Source organism: Novosphingobium sp. BL-A-41-Hi4B-X5A (genome assembly GCF_055521705.1).
In genome coordinates this window covers 2,770,981-2,793,747 of sequence record NZ_CM145500.1, presented here as the reverse complement: position 1 = coordinate 2,793,747, position 22,767 = coordinate 2,770,981, and the positions used below count along the sequence as shown (strand labels likewise).

The window sequence follows — 22,767 nt, the reverse complement described above, 5'->3', positions numbered from 1 at the left end:
TCTCGTTCTCTCTCGTTCCGGCAAGCAGGCTAACACCCTGCCGAAAAAGCGCCAGTGCGCCACGTCACCGCCCGACGCGAGGTTGTATGGGCGCGGTTTGTTCCCCATATTCCCGCCATGGCCGAACTCGTTATTCGCAGGGGACTCGAAGAGCCCGACACTTCCGGCACTTTCGTGCCGCACAAGCCGCAGCGCCCCGACAAGATCGATGGCGGCAGGCCTTTCAAGGTCGTGTCCGACTACCAGCCTGCGGGCGACCAGCCAACCGCGATTGCCGATCTCGTGGCGGCAGCACGCGATGGCGACCAGACGCAGGTCCTGCTTGGCGTAACCGGATCGGGCAAGACCTTCACCATGGCCAAGGTCATCGAGGAACTGCAGCGCCCTGCCCTGATCCTTGCGCCGAACAAGATCCTCGCCGCGCAGCTCTATGGCGAGATGAAGAGCTTCTTTCCGGAGAATGCGGTCGAGTATTTCGTCTCGTATTACGACTACTACCAGCCCGAAGCCTACGTGCCCCGGTCGGACACCTATATCGAGAAGGAAAGCTCGACCAACGAGGCGATTGACCGGATGCGGCATTCGGCCACGCGGTCGCTGCTGGAGCGCGATGACGTGATCATCGTGGCTTCGGTTTCGTGCATCTACGGCATCGGCTCGGTCGAGACCTACTCGGCGATGATCTTCGACCTGAAGGTCGGCCAGACGGTCGACAGCGGCGAGATCATCCGCAAGCTGGTGGCGCTGCAGTACAAGCGCAACGATGCCGGGTTTGCGCGTGGCAACTTCCGCGTGCGTGGCGACAATCTCGAAATCTTTCCCTCGCACTACGACGATACCGCCTGGCGCGTGAGCTTCTTCGGTGACGAGGTGGAGGAGATTGTCGAGTTCGATCCGCTGACCGGCAAGGCTGGGGCCAAGCTGACGAATGTGCGCGTCTATGCGAACTCGCACTACGTTACCCCCGGACCGACGATGCAGCAGGCGGCTCAGGCGATCCGCTTCGAGTTGACGGAGCGGCTCAAGGAACTGGTCGAGGAAGGCAAGCTGCTGGAAGCGCAGCGGCTGGAGCAGCGCACCAACTTCGATCTCGAGATGATTGCGGCCACCGGATCATGCGCGGGGATCGAGAACTACAGCCGCTTCCTGACCGGCCGCCTGCCCGGTGAGCCGCCGCCGACGCTTTTCGAATACCTGCCCGACAACTGCCTGCTGTTCCTAGATGAAAGCCACCAGACCGTGCCGCAGATCGGCGCGATGGCGCGGGGCGACCACCGTCGCAAGCTGACGCTGGCAGAGTATGGCTTCCGCCTGCCCTCGTGCATCGACAACCGCCCGTTGCGCTTCAACGAATGGGACGCGATGCGCCCGCAGACTATCGCGGTTTCGGCAACGCCGGCGCAATGGGAGATGGAACAGGCGGGCGGCGTCTTTGCCGAACAGGTGATCCGCCCAACCGGCCTGATCGACCCGCCGGTGCTGATCCGTCCGGTCGAGGACCAGGTGCAGGACTGCATCAACGAGTGCAAGCTGACTGCTGCCAACGGCTACCGCACGCTCGTCACCACGCTGACCAAGCGCATGGCCGAGGACTTGACCGAGTTCATGCACGAGGCGGGGCTCAAGGTGCGCTACATGCACTCGGACGTCGAGACGCTGGAGCGCATCGAACTGATCCGCGACTTGCGTCTGGGCGTCTATGACGTGCTGGTGGGGATCAACCTGCTGCGTGAAGGGCTCGACATCCCCGAATGCGGCCTTGTCTGCATTCTCGACGCCGACAAGGAAGGCTTCCTGCGCAGCGAAACCTCGCTGATCCAGACCATCGGTCGCGCCGCGCGCAACGTCGATGGCCGCGTGATCCTCTATGCCGATCGCATGACCGGCAGCATGGAGCGCGCCATTGCCGAGACCGATCGCCGCCGTGCCAAGCAGGAGGCCTACAACCTCGAACACGGCATCACCCCGCAGACGATCAAGCGCAACATCCACGATATCGTTGCCGACACGGCGAGCCGCGATGGCGTGCTGGTGGATATCGACGCGGATGGGGCCAACAACCTCGTCGGCCACAACCTTCGCGGCTACATCGAGGAGCTTGAGAAGAAGATGCGCGCGGCTGCTGCGGATCTGGAATTCGAGCTGGCCGGGCGGCTGCGTGACGAAATCCGGCAGCTGGAGGCGTCAGAGCTTGGTCTGCCCGAAGGCGAGCGCAAGGCACCGATCGTCGGGCGGAGCAACGAGGGCAAGCCGGGAACGCGGAAGACGCGGTACGGGAAGAGCCAGAAGACGAAGTGGGGGCGGTGAGGGTAACGTCCTGACTGGCACCAAATTGGTCGCACTTAAAATGTGTGAGACCGGTTTTGCCGCCTATTCAAGCTGCCCGAGGTGGGTATCGGATGGGCGATCAGATTGACAACGCGGATGATGTCCCTTATAAAGGACACGTGCAAATCGTCCAGACTGCCCGTTTTCGGGCTTGGCTTGACGGTCTGCGCGATCGGCGGGCGCGGTTGCGGATTGACGACCGCTTGATGCGCCTTGCTGCAGGAAATGCTGGAGACACGAAATCGGTTGGGAATGGTGTGCAGGAACTGCGCCTGCATTTCGGTCCCGGCTATCGTATCTACTATATCTGGCAAGGCGACGTCTTGGTCATCTTGCTGAACGGTGGCGACAAGAACACGCAATCGCGTGACATCGCACTGGCCCACAAGATGGTGAGGGAAGCCGACGATGGCATTGAAGGTCTACCCATTTGATCCAGCCAATCATCTTGAGACCGAGGAGGACATCCTTTTCTATCTCGAAGCGGCAATGGAAGGGAACGATCCCAAGCACATCGCCGGAGCGCTGGGTAATATCGCCCGCTCCAAGGGCATGAGCGAGATTGCCCGGAAAACCGGTTTGGGGCGTCAGGCCCTCTACAAATCTCTCTCCGAAGACGGTAACCCCACACTTGAAACACTGGTGGCGGTCCTTTCGGTGCTTGGGCTCGAATTGACCGTCCAGAAGCGGGCCGCCTGATACTGTCGTGAAGAATCTGATTGTTGCCATCGCGGCCCTCACCCTTGCCGCTTGTTCGAAATCGCCGGCGATGCCCGCGCGTGAGGGGGCGCCGGATGGGGCGGTGCGGATGGCCATGCCTGAGGGCGAGGCCTTGCCGGGGGTGCGCGATGGGGAATCGCAGGCGTCGTGGGCCGCCGGCTCGGATGGACTTTCGGTGCGCTATGGGCATCCGGGGGAGCCGCCGCTGGTTTCGCTTGTCTGCCGCGAGGGCGTGCTGACGGTGACGCGCCATGCCGCCGCGCCGGTGGGAGCGCAGGCGCTGTTCGCGCTGGTCGGGAGCGACGGGATCATGCGGCTGCCCGTGGACGCGACATCAGTGCCGGGGCAGCGCGGCTATATCTGGCAGGGCACGATCTCGGCCGATGACAGCCGGGCCAAGGTGCTTGGCGGGTCCTACAACGGCACGCTGCCGGGCGCGGGGATGATCAAGGTTTCGGCCGGAGCGCCGGTGCGCGACCTTATCGCCAGGTGCCGCCGTTCTGCGCCGGCTGCCGCGCCGGAGCCCATCGCCCCGGCGCAAATCGCCGAATAAGTCAGACCTTGCCGAACCTCGCTTCATAGGCGGCGGTATCGCCGCTGGCGAGAAGCTTGGCCTGCTCCACCCAGTTGTCGCGCGTGGCGCGCCCTGCGAAGGTGCCGAGCTGGGCGTCAATCCGCGCGATGTCCTCGTCGGTCCACGCCGCGATCTGCGCGTAGCTGGTCACGCCAAGCGAGGCGAGGAGGGCCTTGAGCTTGGGGCCGACGCCCTTGATGCGGCCGAGGTCATCGCCGCCCTGCGGAGCGGGGGCAGGTGCCGAAACCGGCGCGGCCTCGATCACTTCCTCGGCAGCGGCGGCAGCCACCACTTCGCCGATCCCGGCCATCGTGCCAACGCCCGGTGGCGGCGTGACAAGGGCCGCGGCGCTGGGCGCATCAATCAGGGCCGTGTTGCGAGCGGCCTTCTCGGCGCCTTCCGAGAGTACATCGGTGTATTCGCGCCGCTTCGGGGCTGGCTTGGTGCGCCCCCACACCCACCACACCACGAACGCGACGACAAGAACGATGCCCGCCAGCAGGATCTGGTTGGCTTCGAGCGATTGCAGCATCTGCATGACCCCTTACTCGAAAAATCTCAGGCCGGTTGCTGCTTGCGGAACAGCACGCGGTCCTCTGGCCCGAACGCGCGGACCCACAACATGTAGCAGTAAATACCCAGAATTGCGGGAATTCCAACGGCCAGTTCGGCCCATTCGGGTGCCCAGGTCATCGCCACGCCCACCGCGATGGCGGGTATGATCGCCCAGGCAAGGCCCCAACGCCAGTTGCTGATCGAATGGCCGAGAATGCGGGTCAGCACCCGGGACTTCACGGCCGAGGACAGGCCAAGCGAGATGGCCAAAGCCAGCGAAGCTGCAGCGGCGACGTACATCGGCCCCGGCGTGACCTGCCTGGCCACAAGGATCAGGAAGATGGTCAGCACCGCCTGCAGCGCGATGGTGGCAAGGCTGATCCACAGGTTGCGCATACGCGCCAGGTAGACCAGCGCCGCCTCGCTCACCACCGCCTTGGAAGCGACGACTTCGGCGACCAGCAGGAACACCAGCGCCGCGGTGCCCGAAACGAAGGCGGGACCGCCAAGGCCCATCAGCCCCTCGCCCGGGATGCCGAGCGCCAAGGCAATGCCGATCTGCGCCGCGCCGATCCAGAAGCCGACCTGGCAGACCTGCTTGGCAATCGCGGCATAGTCCTTGTCCTTGACGCTGCGGGTGATGACCGGGCCGAGTACCGGTTCGAAGCTGGTCTTGAGCTTCTGCGGCAACGAGGCGATCTGCTGCGCGAAGTAGTAGATGCCGACCGGCGCCTCGCCCACGAAGAAGCGCAGGATGAACACGTCAAGCTTGCGGGTGCCCCATTCCACGGCGTCCGCGCCTGCCAGCGGGATGTTGCGGCGGGCGATCTGCCACAGCGGGCCGGGGCGCGGCTTCCACGCACGCGGCAGGCCATATGTACGCAGCAGGACGAAGACCGCGACGCCCGTCGCCGCCCAGACCGAGGCGAGATAGGCAAGTGTGAGACCGGAGCTCGGCCAGATGAAATAGAATGCGCCGGCCGCGATGGAGATTGTCCACGGCTCAACCACCGAACGGGCGCGAACCGTGGTCGCCACGTCAAAGCGGTAGGCCAATGCAGCGAGGGCCAGGTCGCCTAGCGCGAGGCCGGGGATCGAAAGCACCAGCAGACGGTCGGCAAGCGTGAAATTGCCGCTGGGATACATCGATTGTGGGAACAGGTAGATCAGCGCGCCCATGCCGAGCGCCAGCGACATGGCCAGCAGCACGGCATCGCCGACGACGTTGGCGGGGTGCTCGTCGTTCTCGGCAAGACGCTGGGCAAGGCCGCGCTTCTGGCCGAGGGTTGCCAGCATCCCGGCAAATTCGACCATCACCAGTGCCGAGGCGAAGCGCCCCATGGCGGGTGCGCCATAAAGGCGGCTGGCGATGAAAAGGAACGGGATGCGCGCGAGAAGACGCAGCAGGAAGCCGAGAAAATTCGTCCGCCCGCCCTTGGCCAGCGCGGCGATATCCTGTTGGGGGGGGCTTGGCTTCAGACAAGGACTGTTTCCGCCTTGAGCGGGCGCGACAGCAATCCTGCAACCACGTCCCGCGCCGGGGCAGCGCCTTTGAGGAGTGTCACCACGGCCTCGACGATCGGCATGGAGATATCCCGATTACGCGCGATTTCCGCGAGGACCGGCGCGGTGAAGGCGCCCTCGGCCACCGAGTTCCTTGCGCCAAGCACATCCGCTGCGCTGGCGCCTTCGCCCAGCGCCTTGCCGAGCGAGAAGTTCCGGCTGGAGGTGGAGGAACAGGTCAGCACGAGGTCTCCCAGGCCGGAAAGGCCGGACAGCGTTTCCGCCCGCGCGCCCAAGGCAAGGCCGAAGCGCTGCATCTCGGCAAAGCCGCGGCTGATCAGCGCCGCACGGGCGTTCTGGCCGAGCCCCAAGCCGTCCACCACGCCGCAGGCGATGGCGAGGACGTTCTTCACCGCGCCGCCGATTTCGGCACCGGCCACGTCATCGGAGTAATAGGGCCGGAAGGTCGGGCGGGCGATGGCAGTGGAAAGCCGCTGCCACTGCACTTCGCCGCCTTCGCAGGCGAGCGTCACGGCGGTGGGCAGGCCCGCTGCCACTTCATGCGCGAAAGTGGGGCCGGACAGCACCGCGATTTCCGCTCCGGGTGCGGCGGTGCGGGCCACATCGGCCATGAGCCGCCCGGTCCCGGCTTCGATGCCCTTTGAGCAGAGCACGACGTCGCCGCTGTTGCGCCCCATTGCACCGAGCACGCTGGCCAGGAACTGCGCCGGGGTGACCATCAGCAGGACCGGAAGGGCTGCCATTTCCGCAAGATCGCGGGTGGCGCGGATCGAAGGTGCGAGCTTGGCCGAAGGCAAAAACAGGCTGTTGGTACGCTGGGCGTTGATTTCCTCGACCAGTTCGGCCTCACGCGCCCAGAGCAGGACTTGGCGGCCGTCGCTTGCCAGCATCTGGGCGAGTGCGGTGCCCCATGCGCCTGCGCCAACGACACCTACACCAGCGGTCATGCCTTCACCCCTGCGCCGCGCACCGGCGCGGCATTGTCGTCGAGCGGCCAGCGCGGGCGCGCTGCCACGTCAAGCGGGTCGCTATATCCCAGAGCGTAGCGCTCCGCGCCAGCCCAGCCGATCATCGCGGCATTGTCTGTGCACAGTTTCGGCGGCGGGGCGACCAGTGAGAGGCCGTGTTCGGCAGCCAGAGCTTCAAGCGCGCCGCGCAGCGCCGCGTTGGCGGCAACGCCACCAGCAACGACCAACGCCGTCATCCCGGGCGCAGCAGCGGCGAGCGCAATGCGCGTGCGATCAACCACGCAATCGAGCGCGGCCTGCTGGAACGAGGCGGCGATATCGGCATCGATGTGAATGCCCGCATCCTTGGCCCGCATCACCGCGCTCTTTAGCCCGGCGAAGGAGAAGTGCGGTTCGCCGCTTCCCACCAGCGGGCGCGGCAGCGGCACGGCCTTGGCATTGCCCTCGCGCGCCAACCTTTCGACGGCGGGGCCACCGGGATAGCCCAGGCCGAGGATCTTGGCGGTCTTGTCGAAGGCCTCGCCCAGCGCATCGTCGATCGTGGTGGCGAGGCGGCGATACTGGCCAACGCCTGCGACTTCGAGGATCTGGCAGTGCCCGCCCGAAACCAACAGCAGCAGATAGGGGTACTGCAAGCTCGGATCAGCGAGGCGCGGTGAAAGCGCGTGGCCTTCGAGGTGGTTGACCGCCACCAGCGGCTTGCCTGTCGCCATCGCCAGCGCCTTGGCGGTGACGAGGCCGACCATCACTCCACCGATCAGGCCGGGGCCTGCAGTGGCGGCGATCGCATCGACGTCACCCAGCGTCATGCCCGCGTCGGCCAGCACCGCCTCGACCATCGGGCCCAGCACTTCGACATGCGCGCGCGCGGCGATTTCGGGCACGACACCACCGTAGGGGCGGTGCGCTTCGTCTTGTGAAGCAATTCGTTGCGCGACAATTCGCGCGCCAAGCGTGGTGCCATTGCCGTCGATCACCGCGGCGGCGGTTTCATCGCAGCTGGATTCTATGCCAAGGATCAGGGCCATCTGGCGCTTTCCTCTAATGATAATCCCCGTTACGGCAAGCAAAGCATGAACACAGCCACTCCCCAGAAGCCGCTGAGGCTCGGAACCCGCCGCTCCCCGCTCGCCATGGCTCAGGCGGAGGAAACCCGCGAACGACTGTGCGCCGCCCATGGTTGGGACCAAAGCATGGTGGAGATCGTGCCGGTCACCGCCAGCGGCGACAAGATCCTCGACCGGCCGCTGGCCGAGATCGGCGGCAAGGCGCTGTGGACCAAGGAACTCGACGCCTGGCTGTTTGAAGGCGAGATCGACTTCGCAGTCCATTCGATGAAGGACGTGGAAACGCTGCGGCCTGAAGAATTCTGCATCGCCGCCGTTCTTCCCCGCGCCGACGTGCGCGACGTGCTGGTTGGTGCGGCCTCCATCCATGCCATTCCGCCCGGCGCGCGCGTCGGCACCAGCGCGCCGCGCCGTGCCGCGCAGATGCTTCACGCCCGGCCCGACCTCAAGATCGTCGGCTTTCGCGGCAATGTCGCCACGCGGCTGGCGAAGCTGCAGGCGGACGAGGCGGACGTGACCTTGCTGGCAGCTGCCGGATTGCAGCGATTGGGCGAGACTGGCGTCGGCACGCCGCTATCGGAGTTCGAATGGCTGCCTGCGCCGGCGCAGGGCGCGATCGGTATCGAATGCCTGGTGGCGAGCGAGGACGTGCGTGGCTGGCTTGCCGCGATTGACGACCGGCCTACGCACCAGGCAGTGCTGGCGGAGCGCGCACTGCTGGCGGCGCTGGGCGGCAATTGCCACAGCCCGATTGCGGTGCTGACCACGCATCACGAAAGCTCGCTCACCGTGCGCGCCGCGATCTACAGCCCGGACGGGGCAGAGCGGATCGAGGCGAGCGAGACGTTCGCGCCCGCCGATGGCGAGGGTCCGAAGCGGCTGGCCCATCGCCTGCTGTCAGAGGCGCCGGAATCCGTGACGGTGCACTTCTCCGGCACATGAACTTGCCGCTGGTGGTGATCCGGCCCGAGCCGGGGAATACGGCGACCTGCGCGTCGGCGCGCGCCTTGGGGCTGGAAGCGATCGCCGCGCCGCTTTTCGAGATCGAGCCGGTGGGCTGGGACGTGCCGGACGAGCGTTTTGACGCCATCCTTGCCGGCAGCGCCAACGTGTTTCGCCATGGCGGGGTGGGTTTGGCGGCCTTTGCAGATGTTTCGGTGATCGCGGTGGGGGAAACGACGGCGGCGGCGGCACGGTCTGCCGGGTTTGCCGTGGCGCGCGTCGGCGAAGGCGGATTGCAGCCGGTTGTCGCCACGCTGCCGCCCGGGAATTACATCCGAATCGCAGGTGAAGATCGCGTGACACTGACCCCGCCCGAGGGGGTGCGAATCGTCACGGTTGTAACTTACGCGTCCCGGAAACGGGCAGTTCCTGCCGCGCCGAAACTGGCGTTGGAGCGCGGTGCGGTCGTGCTGCTGCACTCCGGCGAAGCGGCCCGCCACTTCGCCCAGGAATGCGAAAGACTTGGAATCTCCAAGGAAAGTCTCCATCTGGCATGCTTGGCCCCACGCATAGCGGAACTCGCTGGCAATGGCTGGGGCACAGTCGCAGTGGCTGCCGGCAGGACCGACAAGGAGGTTCTGGAACTCGGCGCGCGGATGTGCCAGACAGTGTGACATCGGGGCGACAGGACAAGCGAAAACGCATGGAGGATCTGGTTTACAGCACGCGGGGTCAAAGCCCGCGAAGGAGCGGCATAGGCGGCCGCGGCATCGCTGCGCTGGTCGCCGGGTGCCTGCTGGCGGGTGCTGCTGGCGCGGCGTGGCTGGGATGGCATAACGGCCTGATCGACGTGCGCATGGACAGCTCGGGCCTGCCGCAGCTGGTTACTTCCCCCACCACGGAACCCGCCCCGGGCCCCTCGGCCGCCGAAACGGCCGCAGCGCAGGCGCAGATCGGCGCGCAGATTGACAGCACCGCCGCCAAGATCGCCATGCTTGAACAGCGCCTGGCGGAATTGAACCAGCAGGCCATCGCCGCCTCGGGCAATGCCACCCACGCCGAATCGCTGCTGCTTGCCTTCGCCGCGCGCCGGGCACTGGAGCGCGGTCAGCCCCTCGGCTGGATCGAGGCACAATTGCGCGCGCGCTTCGGCACCACGCAGGGCGCGGCGGTGGACCGCGTGATTGCCGCAGGCGCCGCGCCGGTCACGCTCGCCCAGCTTGGCGAACAGTTCGAACTCCTTGCGCCCGAGCTGGTCGGCGGCAAGGCGGATGAGGGCACGTTCGACTGGCTCGGCCGCCAGCTGTCAGACCTCTTCGTGATCCGCCACGACGATTCCCCCTCGCCCGCGCCTGAAAGCCGCCTGCAACGCACCCGCGCCTACCTCGCCGGCGGCAAGATCGAGGCCGCTGCGGCAGAAGTCGAAAAGATGCCCGGCCACGACGCCGCGCAAGACTGGCTGGTCCGCGCGCGTGACTACATGGCAACGCAGCGGGCTTTGGATCAGCTTGAGGCGGCAGCGCTGATGGGTGCGCAGCCGGTGAGCGCGCCTGCACAGGCGGTTGCGCCCGAGCCGTCGGCAAGCGCTTCGCCTGCGGTGCCTCCGCTGCCACCGGCGGGGTCTACGCCGCAGATTTAAGTGGTTTTAGTTTGGGGCGGTAGCTGAGTCCGCTTTTCCGATTTTCACAACAAGAGGTGCCGTTCAGGATACGACGCCATTGCTGCCATAAGTCTTGTGGTGGAAAGCGCCCAGTTGCAGACGTCCGATTGCCTTGTTTAACTAGGTGGCGACTGCCTTTGTGAGGTCCAAATGCCCGCCACCTTCGCGCTCTACGACAAGTCCATCTTGCCGCCCGGCTTTCGCTATCCAGATGCCATTCAAGCCATAGCGAAGGGAAATGGCACACTGCCGACCGGGCCTTGGTGGTTTGTGGATGCAGCCTCAGATGCGGGTAAGCTGTTTTACTCCATCCGGAATCACGACGGACGAAACCTTGTGCCCTTCGCAAAAATGGATGGCGATATAGCCTGCTTCGATGGGGATGACCGCACCGGAAATCCGGCTGTCTTAGCCTTAGTTCTCGACGACTCTGGTCGTGCGTATGGCTTCAAGGACTTCGCATCGTGGCTAATAGAGGCCTGCTCGCTATCAACGCGCTGATGTCCACTAACCACCCCAAAGCAGCCATCCAAGTCGCAGTGCTGCAATCCCAAAACCCGTCGTCCCGGACTTGATCCGGGACCCCGCTTCTCTACTTCAGCGCTGGGCCAAGAGAAAAGCGGGATCCCGGGTCGAGCCCGGGATGACGATAATGGGGTGGCGGGTGATGGGGTTAATCCCCCACGCTCACGCCGCGCGCAGCAGCTTCGGCAGGTCTCCGCTCATCCCGCGTGCTTCGTCCATGAACCAGCGCTTGAGCGGCGCGGCACGCTGCACGCCGGCCATGCCCAGACGCCGCACAGCCGAGGGCAGCTTGCCGGGGATGCCGAACAGGCGCGTGAGGACGTCGGTGGCGGTGGCGACCATGAAGGTGTCGGCGGCGCGCCAGCGTTCGTAGCGGGCGAGGAGTTGCGCATCGCCCACGTCGAGGCCAAGGCGCACGCCGTCGGACAGCACCTCGACCAGCGCCGCGACATCGCGCAGGCCGACGTTGAGGCCCTGCCCCGCAATCGGGTGCATGCCGTGCGCGGCATCGCCGACCAGCGCCAGCCGGTCCTCGACGATGCGCGCGGTGTGGTGGAAGTTGAGCGGATAGGACGAGCGCGGGCTGGCCAGTTCGATCTGGCCGAAGATGCCGTGCATGCGGCTGGCGACTTCGTTCAGGAACATCGCCTCGGGCATGGCCAGCACGGCGGCGGCGTCCTTCTCGGCGACGGTCCAGACCAGCGCCGAACGATGCTTGCCCCCTTCATCGAGCAGCGGCAGCAGCGCGAAGGGGCCTGCCGGATAGAACACTTCCCACGCGACATTGCCGTGCGGCTTCTCGTGCGTCAGCCCCGCAATGATCGCGCGGTGGCCGTAGTCCCACTTCGCGGGCGTGAACCCGGCCTCGTCGCGCGTCGGGCTCTTGCGCCCTTCTGCGGCGACCATGAGCCGCCCCTTCAGGATACGCCCATCCTTAAGCGTGACCGAAACGCCGTGTTCGCCGCGTTCGCGGGCGACGACGTGGCTGTTGGGGTGGAAGGTGATCGCCTCTTCCCGCGCCGCCACGCCATACATGGCAATGCGCAGATCGCGGTTGGCGTACATGCGGCCCAATGAGCCGTCACCCTCGCCCGGCTTGAAGTCGATCCGGCCCGGCTTCATCCCGTCGGTCACCGCGATGGATTCGATCGGGCAGCCCTTCGGCGCCAGTTCCTCGGCCATGCCAAGGTTGGTGTAGAGGTTCCAGCTGGCGGTCGAGATTGCCGAGGCGCGACCGTCGAACCCTTCGGCGGTCTGCGCCGCAGGGTCCGAATTGTCGACCACGTGGGAGGTGATCCCGGCCTTGGCGAGGCCGATGGCGAGCGTCATGCCGACAAGGCCACCACCCAGAATAACGACGTCAGCCTGCGACTCGTTCACTTCGATGCTCCACACGTGTTTGCCGTGCCACCATCGAGATCGAGGCAGCGTCCGTCAAATGCCCCTTGGGGGGTCTTGAGGCCGATCAGTGCGGCAAGGCTGGGGGCGATGTCCACCGTTTCGACAGGGCTGGGCTGTTCGAAACCGGTCATCCCCTTGCGCCAGAACAGGATCGGCACGCGGCGGTCATAGTCCCACGGGCTGCCGTGGGTGGCGACATAGCCCTTGCGCGCCTGTGGAATGGCGACCACGCCGCGCTTGAGCATCACCACGAAGTCACCCGAATGCAGCGGGTTGTACGAAGCGCGGGCGCGTTCGGCCAGGGTCCAGGTTTCGGGCGAGCCGTGCGGCATCGGGGTTGCGGCGATTTCGGCGGCGGAGAGGACCTTCTCCACGAACGGGCTGGTCATCAGGATCGCGCTGGCATCGTCGATGATCTTGCCCTTGAGGCCGACGTCGAGGTCCTTGCGCAGCCAGTAGTCGCCGGCCGGCCCATCCGACAGGATCAGGCCCTTTGGATCGAGCCCGTAGCGCTTGCCGAGCGTGGTCGACAGGGCCTCTGCCGAAACTTCGGGGCCGACGCGCGAGGTCTTTTCAAGGCCCTGTTCGTGCAGGCGCTCAGGCATGTCGAAACCGCCGTGGTCGGCGGTGAGTACCACGGCGTAGTCGATCCCGCGCTTGTCGAGGCTGGCGAAGAAATCGCCGAGCGCCAGGTCTAGCTGGGTCAACTGGATGCACATCTCCGCGCCCTCGGTGCCGGTGGCGTGGCCGACATAGTCGGTGGCCGAGAGGCTTACCGCCAGGATATCGGGGACCGCGTTCCGGCCCAGCTTCTGTTCGTCCACCAGCTTGACCGCGAGGTCGAGCGTGGCGCGATCGAGGCGGGGAGAGACGCGGAACTGCTCGGCCTCACCGGCCTTCAGCGCGAAGTGGCCATTGCCGACGGAAACGTCACCAGCCTGCACCGCGCGATCGGCGCGACGGCAATAGGCCGGCAGCGGAAACTCGCCCGCGCCCTTGGCGAGGAGACGGTCGATCTCGGCGTTCTGGGCAATTGCCGTCGGGCCAGGCTCACGCCCGGCCAGCGTGACGAACTGCTTGCCCTTCCACCAGTAGACCTGATCGATATCGTGCCCGCCCATCATCAGCGCGCCGCGGTCCTTGCCGGAGACGGCGATGTTGCGGGCTGCAGGGTTGGCCTTCTTCATCCACTCGCCCAGCGTCGGCACCAGCAGATGCACGGGCGAGGCGACGTAGTCGCGCGATCCCGCCGTGCGCTTCGCAACGTCCTCGGCGCAGTAGACGACCTTCGGGCCGGTGGTGACGCTCTGGTCGATCCACGAGTTGGCGATGATGCCGGTGTGGGCGGGACGGTTGCCGGTGAGGATCGTCGAATGGCCGGGGCAGGTCTCGGTCGCGGCGTGGCTCTGGTAGCCCGCCGGGAATACCGCGCCTTGCGTCAGCCGCATGAAACCGCCGGTGAAGTGCTGGCGATACTGCGCGAAGATGTCGGCGGAGAACTGGTCGATGGAGATCGCGACGATCAGCTTCGGCGCGCCGGCCGGGACCTGCTGGCTGACCACGGGCGCGGGCGAGGCCTCCTGCGCCGCGAGGGGAACCATCGGGGCAGTGCAAGCGAGCGCAGCGGCGGCGTAACGGGTAAGGGTCTTCACGCGAAACATACTCCTGTGGGCACGTACACTGGACTCAAGGGAAGGCCAGCCGTAGGACGCCCAAGAGCGCTACGCATGGCCCGCCGGGCGCTCCTGTTCAAGGGGCCAGATGGAACCGGTAACGCCCTGATGCCGATACGCGAACTGGCCGGGATCAAGACCTTGCGCATCATAGCGATGTTTGTGACGGCGCTGTTGCTATGGGCCGTGCCCCATGCGCAAGCCGCGCCCAACCACATGCGCGCAAGCTTGATTGCCGAAGGTCCGGCGCAGCCCGGCGGCACTGTCACCCTTGCCCTGCTGATGCAGCCCGAGGCAGGCTGGCATGGCTACTGGTCCAACCCCGGCGATGCCGGTTACGGGCTGACGCTCGACTGGACCCTGCCCAACGGCGCCAGCACCGGCGCGATGCAGTTTCCGGTGCCGCAGACGCTGGTCATCCAGGGGCTGATGAACCACGTGTACGAGCACGACTATGCCGTGCTGGTGCCGCTCAAGCTTCCCGCCGATGCCACGCCGGGCACACTTCTGCCGATCAGCGTCAAGGCGCAGTGGCTGGTCTGCACCAACGAGATCTGCGTGCCCGAACGCGCCGAGTTGCAGGGCACGGTTACGGTCGGGAGCGGCGCGGGGGACAAGCGCTTCGAGGGCTGGCGCGCGGCGATGCCTGCGCCGCTGGACCGGCCGGGCACTTTCGCGGTGACGGGCCAGACCCTGCGCCTTGCCCTGCCGTTTCCTGCCTCGGCCCCGCTTGATGCTCCGCACCTGTTCCTCAAGACCGAGCGGATTATCGACTACGCCGCCGCCCAGCGCTTTTTCCGCAACGGCGATACGCTGGTGGTGGAAGTGCCGATGGCCAAATCACCCGCCCCTGCCGAAAAGATCGAAGGGGTGCTGGCGATGGGCAAGGATGCCGGCGGCATCGCTTTCGCCTCGGCCCGCGGAGCCGTGCCGGCGGGCGGTGACGAAGTCGGCGGCGAAGGGACGTTCACCGCAGCGACGCTGGCGTTCGCCTTGTTCGGTGCATTCCTGGGCGGGCTGATCCTCAACGTCATGCCCTGCGTGTTCCCGATCCTCAGCCTCAAGGCGCTGGCGCTGGCGCGCGGCAATTCGCACAATGCCCGCAGCGAGGGCCTGGCCTATACGGCAGGTGTCGTGCTGGCCTGCCTGCTGCTCGGCGGGGTGATGCTGGCGCTGCGGGCGGGCGGAGAGCAGGTTGGTTGGGCGTTCCAGCTTCAGGAGCCGGGCGTGGTTGCGGTGCTGCTGCTGCTGGCGGTTGCGATCACGGCCAATTTCGCCGGCCTTTACGAACTCCCAGGCCTTTCGGTCGAGCGTGGTGCAGGCCATTCGGGAGCATTCGGCACCGGCCTACTTGCCGCTTTCGTCGCCACGCCCTGCACCGGGCCATTCATGGCCGCAGCAATGGGCGCGGCGCTGGTCCTGCCGACATGGGCCGCGCTGGGCGTGTTTGCTGCGCTGGGGGTTGGCCTTGCGCTGCCGTTCCTGCTGATTGGTTTCGTTCCTGCCCTGCGGCGCCTGCTGCCCAAGCCGGGCGAGTGGATGGAGCGCTTCCGCCGCATCATGGCCATCCCGATGGCGCTGACCGCAGCCGGGCTGCTCTGGCTCGCCTCACGCCTTGGCGGTGAGGTATTTGCGGCCGTCTTGCTGGCTCTCGCCGTCGTGCTGGTCATCGCCTTGTGGCGCGTGGGCCAGGTGCAGCGCGGCGGGCGGTCGACCTTGCGGTGGATGGCTCCGGCGGCGGCGGTTATGATTGCCCTCGCCGCAATCGGCGCGCCACGCCTTGCCAGCACGGAAGTGGTCCCTGAGGAAGACATGCTCGGCTCGGTGCCGTTTGACGAGAAGGTATTGGCCGATGCCCGGGCCAATTACATGCCGATCTTCCTCTATTTCACCGCCGACTGGTGCCTGTCGTGCAAGGTCAACGAGAAGGCCGCGATCGAGACAAGCACGGTCGACGCCGCCTTCCGCCTCCGTGGCGTGATGGTGATGAAGGGCGACTGGACGCGGCGCGACCCGAAAATCACGCGCTTCCTGGCAAGCCATGGCGCCGCGGGCGTGCCGCTTTACCTGTGGTATCCCAACGGCGGGGGCGAGCCGCGCCAGTTGCCGCAGGTGCTGACCAAGGACATGCTGGTCGAACTCGTCGGGGAATAAGCCCTTATACCAAGCTGCACAGCTTGGTATTACAGGCTCTGCCCGTCATCCACCGAGATGAAGGTGCCGGTCACCTGTCGTGATGCGTCCGAGGCGAAGAACAGCATCATGTCGTCCAGCGCGGTGATGTCGGTCAGGCGCTTGCGCGGCCATGAGGCGATCTGGGCCTTGCCACCTTCGCCATCGAACCATTCGCCGTCGATCTCGGTACGGATGTAGCCGGGCTGGATCACGTTGACGTTGATCCCGAGGCGTGCCCATTCGCGGGCGAATTGGCGGCCGAGGTGCTGCACGGCGAGCTTCGTGGCCGCATATGCGGCATCGCCGGTGGCGGTCATCTGCGCGGTGATCGATCCGGTAAGGATGATCCGGCCCTTCTCGCTCTGTTTCGATCCCGCCGCGATCATCCGCCGCGCTCCTTCGCGCGCTGTCAGGTAGACACCGTTGAAGTTTGTATCGACCACCCGGCGCATCGCTTCGGCCGGCAGATCGATCGAGCGGCCCGCTTCGACGATGCCGGCGTTGGCGACGACGACATCGGGCACGCCGACACCGGCTTCGGCCGCATCGAAGGCCGCGACGATCGAAGCTTCGTCGGTCACGTCGAGAGCAACGGCGAGTGCCTTGCCTCCTTGACCGTTGATCTCGTCGGCAAGGGCGGCCACGCGCTCAACCCTGCGCGCGCCGATGACCACCGATGCGCCGGCGGTTGCGTAGAGGCGGGCAAAGTGTGCACCGAGGCCCGATGACGCCCCGGTGATCAGCGCAACGCGGCCTGCGAGCGAATAACGTGGGGCTTCCATGGTTCTCTCCCGATATGGCGCGAACCATTTAAGCGCATGGTTAAATCTGGCAACCCGCTTTTCGCCGGGGCAATCACTTCCCTGTGCTTTCCACCAGTCCGCCACCCAACGCGCGGTAGAGTTCGACCATGTTCGCCGCTTTGATCAGCCGCGCCGAGATCAGCGACTGCCGCGCATTGTAGAGTGTGCGCTGCGCATCGAGCGGTTCGAGGTAATTGGCGACGCCCGCGTCATAGCGCGACTGGCTGATCCGATAGGCGGTGGCCGCATTGGCCTCAAGCGAGGACTGGGCACGGATGCTTTCGTCAATCGTCCCGCGCCGCGCCAGTGCATCGGCCACTTCGCGAAACGCGGTCTGGATTGTGCGTTCGTAGGTGGCCAGCGCTGCATCGCGCGACGCCTTGGCTGCGGCGAGGTTGCTGGCCGTGGCGCCACCATCGAAGATGCGCTGCCGCAGTGAGCCGTTCACCGTTTTCTGGAATTCGCCACTGTTGAAGATGTTGGTGAGCCCGGCACTGGCAAAGCCGAACAGGCCGGTGAGCGAAAGGGTCGGGAAAAAGGCAGCGCGGGCCACGCCGATGTCGGCATAGGTGGCTTTCAGGTCGTGCTCGGCCGCAAGCACGTCGGGGCGACGCAACAGGACTTCGGACGAAAGCCCGACCGGCAGGGCATCGCGCAGTTGGTCGCCCGTCCCAAGGGTCGTCGGCAGTAGGTCATCGCTAAGCGGCTTTGCGACGATAAGATCCAGCGCATTGCGCGCCTGGGCAAGGCTGGTGCGAAAGTCCGCAACCGCCGCCTCGGCGCTGTTGAGCGCAGTCGTCGCCGTGGCGACTTCTAGCCTGGTGCCGATGCCATTGGCTTCACGCCGCACGTTCACGTCGAGCGTGCGGCGACGGGAGGCGACGGTGTCCTCGGCGATGCGCAGGGCGTCGGCCGTCGCCGCGTAGGACAGCCATGCGCTCGCCGCCTCGGCGACCAAAGCGATCTGCGTTGCCTTGCGGCCTTCCTCGGTGGCGAGATAGGTCTCGAGCGAGCTGCGGCTCTGATTGCGCAAGCGCCCCCACAAGTCGATCTCGTAGGCGCTCGTCCCGGCCTGGACGAGGAAATTGTCGGTCACCCGGCCCGCGGTTCCCTGCACTGCCGACAGCGTTCCAGAAGCGTTGACGATGGGGAACAGCGCCGCACGATCCACGCGGTAGAGCGCCCGCGCCCGCTCGACATTGGCCAGAGTGGCGCGCAGGTTGCGGTTCTCGGCCAGAGCCGTGGCGATGACCTGCTGCAGGCGTGGATCGACGAAGAAGTCGCGCCAGCCAAGCGCATCGACGGCAGTTTCAGCTCCGGCCAATGCTGGATAGACCCCGCCCTGAGGCAGGGACTGCGGCACTGGCGGCGTGGGCTGCACGTACCTCGGCGCGAAATTGCATGCGCTCAATGCCAGCGCAGGCAGCGCCACCAATGCGACCCGCCGCTTCATGCCGGTTCTCCTGCAGCAAGAGGCCTACGCCGGTTCTTGCGGCCAGCGACCCAGCCCTTAACCACCACGAAGAACACCGGCACAAGGAAGATCGCCAGCACGGTTGCCGAGATCATCCCCCCCATCACGCCGGTGCCGATCGCCTGCCGCCCATTCGCGCCCGCGCCATCGGCGAGTGCCAGCGGAATGACGCCGGCGATGAAGGCCACGCTGGTCATGATGATCGGCCGCAGGCGCAGACGCGCCCCTTCCAGCGCAGCGTCGATGGCGCTGGCGCCTCGGGCCATGGCGAACTCGGCAAACTCCACGATGAGGATCGCGTTCTTGGCGGACAAGCCGATCGTCGTCAGCAGGGCCACCTGGAAATAGATGTCGTTGTCGAAGCCGCGCAGCGTAACCGCCAGCACCGCGCCGACAATTCCCAGCGGGATGACAAGCAGCACTGCCACCGGCACCGACCAGCTTTCGTAAAGCGCGGCGAGGCACAGGAAGATAAAGAAGATCGAAGCCGCATAGAGCAGCACCGACTGGCTTGATGCCGCGCGCTCCTGATAGGACAGGCCGCTCCACGCCGGGGTGAAGTTGCCGTCGAGCTTGCCGACGTTTTCCTCCATGATCTTCATCGCATCGCCCGAACTCACCCCCGGCGCGCCGCTGCCCTGAAGCTGCTGGGCAGCAATGCCGTTGAAGCGGTCAAGCCGCACCGGCCCTTGTGTCCAGCGGGTTGAAGCGAAGGCCGAGAACGGCGCCATCTCGCCGTTGTTGCTGCGTACGAACCATTGGCCAAGGTCTGCCGGCTTGGCGCGATAGGGCGCATCGCCCTGCACGTAGACACGCTTGACCCTGCCGCGATCGACAAAGTCGTTCACGTAGAGCCCGCCCCAGGCGATCGACAGCGTCGAGTTGGCGCTGGCTGGCGCAATCTGGAAAGCGGTCAGCGCATCGTCATCGATGTCCACTTTCAGTTGCGGCGTGTCCTCAAGGCCGCTGAACCGGACTTGCGCCATGCGCGAATCTTCGCCTGCCAGCTTGGTCAGCTGGCGGCGCGCTGCGGTAAGCGCCTCGCGGCCTGCGCCGGCCGCATCCTGCAACCACATTTCGAAGCCCGATGAGCTGCCAAGGCCCCGGATCGGCGGCGGATTGAGGATGAAGATCTGCGCATCACGGGATTTGCGGAAGTAGGCGTTGAGCCGTTCGGCGATGGCCGAGGCGGACCTGTCGGCACCCTTTCGCTCGGACCAGTCCTTCAGCAGGATAAAGCCTTGCCCGGCATTCTGCGCTGATCCGGACTGTCCGCGGCCCATGACCACGAAAACCGCCTTTATGTTGTCGGCCTCGGCCTTGCGGATGTAATCCGAAATGCCCATCGCCACGGCACGGGTCTGCTCCGAGGTCGAGCCAACCGGCAGCTGGTAGCTGATCGAGATGTTGCCCTGATCTTCATCGGGCAGGAAGCTGGTCGGCAGCTGCACATAGAGCACCACCATCGCGATGGTGATGCCGATGAAGGCAATCATCCAGGCGCGAGGACGCGCGACGACCCGGGCCAGCCGCTTGCGATAGCGCCCTTCAAGACCGGAATAGCCCGAATTGAACGCGCTGAAGAAGCGCCCCTTGGGCCTTTCGTGATCTGCCATGGGCTTCAGCAGCGTGGCGCACAAGGCTGGCGTGAACACCAGCGCCACCAGCACCGAAAGCGTCATGGCCGAGACGATAGTGACCGAGAACTGGCGGTAGATCGCGCCGGTCGATCCGCCGAAGAACGCCATGGGCACGAACACGGCGGTCAGCACCAGCGTGATCCCGATCAGCGCCGAGGTGATCTCCTCCATCGACTTGACCGTCGCCTCGAGCGGACCAAGCTTTTCCTCGTGCATCACGCGCTCGACATTCTCGACGACGACGATGGCGTCGTCCACCAGCAGGCCGATGGCCAGAACCACGCCGAACATCGTCAAGGTGTTGATCGTGTAACCGAACAGGAAGAGCACGCCAAAAGTGCCGAGCAGGACGACCGGAACGGCAATTGCCGGGATCAGGGTGGCGCGCCAGTTCTGCAGGAACACGAACATCACCACCACGACCAGCGCGATTGCTTCGAAGAGCGACCAGACGACTTCCTCGATCGAAAGCTTGACGAAGATCGAGCTGTCGCGCGGATAGGCAACGGCATAGCCTTCGGGCAGGTCGGCCGAGAGTTCCTCCACTCTGGCCTTGACCAGATCGGCGGTGCGGGTGGCATTGGCGCCTGAGGCGAGGCTGATCGAAAGGCCGGTGGCGGGCATGCCGTTGAACCGGCTGAGCGCGCCGTAGCTTTCCTCACCCAGTTCGACCCGGGCGACGTCCTTGAGCTTTACCACTGAGCCATCGACATTGGTCTTCACGACCACATTCGCAAACTGCTCCGGCGTTTCAAGGCGCGAGCGCGCGGTGACCGTGGCATTGAGCCGCTGCCCTTCCGGCGCAGGATTGGCGCCAATTTCGCCTGCGGCAACTTGCGTGTTCTGCGCCTGAAGCGCCGCTGTTACGTCGGACGGCATCAACTGCACCGCCGCCAGCCGCAAGGGATCGAGCCAGACCCGCATGGCGAAGGAGCCGCCGAAGACGTTCGTGCTGCCGACGCCTTCCACGCGCGAGATTGGGTCCTGGAAGTGCGTGGTAAGGTAATCGGAGATGTCGGAATTGGTCGCGCGGCCCGTCTTGTCGTAGATCGAGACGACCATCAGCTGATCGGACTGCGCCTTGTTGACGTTGACGCCCTGCTGCTGGACCACCGCTGGCAGTCGGCTCACGGCGCGCGAGATCGCGTTCTGGACCTGGACTTGCGCGGTATCGGGATCGGTACCCTTGTCGAAGGTGACGGTGATGTTTGCCGAACCGTTCGACGAGGTCGAACTGAAGTACAGCATCCCGTCGAGGCCCTTGAGCTGCTGCTCGAGGACCTGGGTGACCGAATTCTCGACCGTCGAGGCGTCGGCGCCGCCGTACGTCGCGTTGATCGAGACCGTTGGCGGCGCGATATCGGGATATTGCTCCACGCCCATGGTGCGCAGTGCCAGCAAGCCGGCGGCCATGATGACGATGGCCAGAACCCACGCGAAGATCGGGCGATAGGCGAAGAACCGGGAAATCATCCGCGATCAGTTCCCGCCGCTCTTTTCGGATGCCGCTGGCCCTTGGGCTTCAGGCTTCGAACCAGCCGGCACCACCTTGACCTTCTGCCCTTCGCGGGCACTGATCAGACCTTCGACCACCACCCGGTCGCCCGGCTTCAATCCTGATGTGACCAGCCAGTTCTGCCCAACCGGATTGTCGGCAACGACATCGCGCTTCTCAAGCTCGTCCTTGGCATTGGCGACAAGCACGCTGGCCCGGCCACGCGGATCGCGGCTGACGGCGGCCTGAGGCACGAGTATGCCGTTGGGCACCGTGCCCTGCCCCACCCGGGCACGCACGAAAAGGCCCGGCAAGAGGTCCCCCTTGGGATTGGGCAGGACGGCGCGCACGGTGATCGTCCCGGTTTCGGGATCGACGTCGATGTCAGCCGGATTGAGCTTGCCTGCCACCGGATAGGTGCTGCCATCGGGCAGAATAACGGTTACCGGTGCCGCTCCGGCAACGAGCTTGCCGCTTTCGATCGCGCGACGCAGCGCAATGAAGTCAGCCCCCGACTGCTTGATGTTGACGTACATCGGATCGAGCCGCTGCACTTTGGCCATGGGTGTGGCCTGGGCGTTCGTCACCAAAGCGCCCTTCGTGACCATCGAGATGCCGATGCGTCCGCTGATCGGCGAGGTGACGCGGGTGAAGCCGAGGTTGACCTGAGCCGATGAAAGTGCGGCCCGCGCCTGTCCCACTGCCGCGCGTGACTGGTTGTAGGCCGCGCGGGCATCTGCCGCTTCCTGCCGGCTTACCCCGCCCTGCTCCGCCAGAAGGGCAAAGCGTTCGGCCTTGAGGCGGTTGGCCTCCACCGTCGCCTGCGCGGCGGCCAATGACGCCGAGGCCTGCGCCTGGCTGGCGGCATAGAGCCGGGAATCGATCTGGTAGAGTGGCTGCCCGGCCCGCACGAAGGAGCCTTCCTGGAACAGCCTCGCGGTTACGAGCCCAGCCACTTGCGGGCGCACTTCGGCGATCTCCGAAGCTTCCGTACGACCGGATAGTTCCGTCGTCAGTTCGACCGGCTCGGTTCTTGCCACCATGACACCGACGACCGGCGTCGGCTTTTCCTTCTGCGCGTCGGCAGAACCGCAGGCCGAGAGCGCCAACGCCGAGGCAACAACGATAGGCAGGGCAAATACAAAGCGGTTGGTCGACGACAAGGACAGTCTCTCTCGAAATCTCGATCGTTCCATCGCACCGGCCACAGCAAAATCGCGAATCACGCCCTGCGCGGCGCCAT

19 protein-coding genes are annotated in these 22,767 nt (G+C 65.7%); 9 read left to right on the top strand and 10 right to left on the bottom strand.

Going from position 1 to position 22,767, the window contains the following annotated elements; all coding sequences use genetic code 11:
- Nucleotides 1–117 precede the first annotated feature (117 nt).
- The 4 genes from uvrB (at nucleotide 118) to ACZ1JY_RS13500 (ending at nucleotide 3,601) form a co-directional block, all read left to right on the top strand.
- On the top strand, nucleotides 118–2,307 hold the full coding sequence (uvrB, locus tag ACZ1JY_RS13515) for an excinuclease ABC subunit UvrB (protein WP_465129637.1): 2,190 nt from the start codon (nucleotides 118–120) through the stop codon (nucleotides 2,305–2,307).
- Between the two features lie 92 nt (nucleotides 2,308–2,399).
- Complete coding sequence (locus ACZ1JY_RS13510) at nucleotides 2,400–2,762, top strand: type II toxin-antitoxin system RelE/ParE family toxin (RefSeq protein WP_168902975.1); 363 nt, start codon at nucleotides 2,400–2,402, stop codon at nucleotides 2,760–2,762.
- Complete coding sequence (locus ACZ1JY_RS13505; RefSeq protein WP_118072412.1) at nucleotides 2,737–3,027, top strand: addiction module antidote protein; 291 nt, start codon at nucleotides 2,737–2,739, stop codon at nucleotides 3,025–3,027. Before ACZ1JY_RS13510 ends, ACZ1JY_RS13505 begins: the two co-directional genes overlap by 26 nt.
- A 7-nt stretch (nucleotides 3,028–3,034) precedes the next feature.
- On the top strand, nucleotides 3,035–3,601 hold the full coding sequence (locus tag ACZ1JY_RS13500; RefSeq protein WP_168902977.1) for a hypothetical protein: 567 nt from the start codon (nucleotides 3,035–3,037) through the stop codon (nucleotides 3,599–3,601).
- Between the two features lies 1 nt (nucleotide 3,602).
- On the opposite strand, the gene ACZ1JY_RS13495 is transcribed toward ACZ1JY_RS13500, so the two are convergent.
- Genes ACZ1JY_RS13495 through tsaD form a run of 4 tightly spaced genes read right to left on the bottom strand, consistent with a single transcriptional unit; the run spans nucleotide 3,603 to nucleotide 7,697 of the window.
- A complete protein-coding gene (locus ACZ1JY_RS13495) occupies nucleotides 3,603–4,154 on the bottom strand; it encodes a hypothetical protein (RefSeq protein WP_118074536.1) in 552 nt (183 codons plus the stop codon).
- Nucleotides 4,155–4,180: 26 nt separating this feature from the next.
- Nucleotides 4,181–5,656, bottom strand: coding sequence for a lipopolysaccharide biosynthesis protein (locus ACZ1JY_RS13490; RefSeq protein WP_465130918.1), 1,476 nt, complete (start codon nucleotides 5,654–5,656; stop codon nucleotides 4,181–4,183).
- Nucleotides 5,653–6,648, bottom strand: a complete 996-nt coding sequence (locus ACZ1JY_RS13485; protein ID WP_465129636.1) for an NAD(P)H-dependent glycerol-3-phosphate dehydrogenase — start codon at nucleotides 6,646–6,648, stop codon at nucleotides 5,653–5,655. Before ACZ1JY_RS13485 ends, ACZ1JY_RS13490 begins: the two co-directional genes overlap by 4 nt.
- Nucleotides 6,645–7,697, bottom strand: coding sequence for a tRNA (adenosine(37)-N6)-threonylcarbamoyltransferase complex transferase subunit TsaD (gene tsaD / locus ACZ1JY_RS13480; RefSeq protein ID WP_465129635.1), 1,053 nt, complete (start codon nucleotides 7,695–7,697; stop codon nucleotides 6,645–6,647). Before tsaD ends, ACZ1JY_RS13485 begins: the two co-directional genes overlap by 4 nt.
- Nucleotides 7,698–7,742: 45 nt before the next feature.
- Here tsaD and hemC point away from each other — a divergent pair, with 45 nt between their 5' ends.
- The 4 genes from hemC to ACZ1JY_RS13460 all read left to right on the top strand — a co-directional run bounded on the left by hemC (nucleotide 7,743) and on the right by ACZ1JY_RS13460 (nucleotide 10,839).
- Complete coding sequence (gene hemC, locus ACZ1JY_RS13475) at nucleotides 7,743–8,678, top strand: hydroxymethylbilane synthase (protein ID WP_465129634.1); 936 nt, start codon at nucleotides 7,743–7,745, stop codon at nucleotides 8,676–8,678.
- Entirely contained in the window at nucleotides 8,675–9,352 is a 678-nt protein-coding gene (locus ACZ1JY_RS13470) for a uroporphyrinogen-III synthase (protein ID WP_465129633.1), read from the top strand. Before hemC ends, ACZ1JY_RS13470 begins: the two co-directional genes overlap by 4 nt.
- A 29-nt stretch (nucleotides 9,353–9,381) precedes the next feature.
- Nucleotides 9,382–10,317, top strand: a complete 936-nt coding sequence (locus ACZ1JY_RS13465) for a mitofilin family membrane protein (protein WP_465129632.1) — start codon at nucleotides 9,382–9,384, stop codon at nucleotides 10,315–10,317.
- A gap of 171 nt (nucleotides 10,318–10,488) precedes the next feature.
- The gene (locus ACZ1JY_RS13460; RefSeq protein ID WP_118073256.1) at nucleotides 10,489–10,839 is read left to right on the top strand and encodes an SMI1/KNR4 family protein; all 351 of its coding nucleotides are present in this window, start codon (nucleotides 10,489–10,491) and stop codon (nucleotides 10,837–10,839) included.
- A gap of 186 nt (nucleotides 10,840–11,025) precedes the next feature.
- Here ACZ1JY_RS13460 and ACZ1JY_RS13455 read toward each other — a convergent pair whose 3' ends face one another.
- Together ACZ1JY_RS13455 and ACZ1JY_RS13450 are read right to left on the bottom strand one after the other, a co-directional pair.
- Nucleotides 11,026–12,243: a UbiH/UbiF/VisC/COQ6 family ubiquinone biosynthesis hydroxylase gene (locus ACZ1JY_RS13455; RefSeq protein WP_465129631.1), complete on the bottom strand. Its 1,218-nt coding sequence runs from the start codon at nucleotides 12,241–12,243 to the stop codon at nucleotides 11,026–11,028.
- Nucleotides 12,240–13,925, bottom strand: coding sequence for an alkaline phosphatase family protein (locus ACZ1JY_RS13450; RefSeq protein ID WP_465129630.1), 1,686 nt, complete (start codon nucleotides 13,923–13,925; stop codon nucleotides 12,240–12,242). Before ACZ1JY_RS13450 ends, ACZ1JY_RS13455 begins: the two co-directional genes overlap by 4 nt.
- Nucleotides 13,926–13,991: 66 nt before the next feature.
- Between ACZ1JY_RS13450 and ACZ1JY_RS13445 the strand changes: the two genes are divergently transcribed.
- Nucleotides 13,992–16,091 carry a protein-disulfide reductase DsbD family protein gene (locus tag ACZ1JY_RS13445; protein ID WP_465129629.1) on the top strand — a complete coding sequence of 700 codons (2,100 nt, stop codon included), beginning with the start codon at nucleotides 13,992–13,994 and terminating at the stop codon, nucleotides 16,089–16,091.
- 29 nt (nucleotides 16,092–16,120) lie between these two features.
- Here ACZ1JY_RS13445 and ACZ1JY_RS13440 read toward each other — a convergent pair whose 3' ends face one another.
- From ACZ1JY_RS13440 to ACZ1JY_RS13425, 4 genes are all read right to left on the bottom strand, one after another.
- Nucleotides 16,121–16,894 (bottom strand): SDR family NAD(P)-dependent oxidoreductase, encoded by a 774-nt coding sequence (locus tag ACZ1JY_RS13440; RefSeq protein WP_168902984.1) that lies wholly within the window; start codon nucleotides 16,892–16,894, stop codon nucleotides 16,121–16,123.
- 73 nt (nucleotides 16,895–16,967) lie between these two features.
- On the bottom strand, nucleotides 16,968–18,368 hold the full coding sequence (locus ACZ1JY_RS13435; protein ID WP_118072422.1) for an efflux transporter outer membrane subunit: 1,401 nt from the start codon (nucleotides 18,366–18,368) through the stop codon (nucleotides 16,968–16,970).
- Complete coding sequence (locus ACZ1JY_RS13430) at nucleotides 18,365–21,502, bottom strand: efflux RND transporter permease subunit (protein WP_465129628.1); 3,138 nt, start codon at nucleotides 21,500–21,502, stop codon at nucleotides 18,365–18,367. Before ACZ1JY_RS13430 ends, ACZ1JY_RS13435 begins: the two co-directional genes overlap by 4 nt.
- A 6-nt stretch (nucleotides 21,503–21,508) precedes the next feature.
- Complete coding sequence (locus ACZ1JY_RS13425) at nucleotides 21,509–22,687, bottom strand: efflux RND transporter periplasmic adaptor subunit (RefSeq protein WP_465129627.1); 1,179 nt, start codon at nucleotides 22,685–22,687, stop codon at nucleotides 21,509–21,511.
- Nucleotides 22,688–22,767 lie beyond the last annotated feature (80 nt).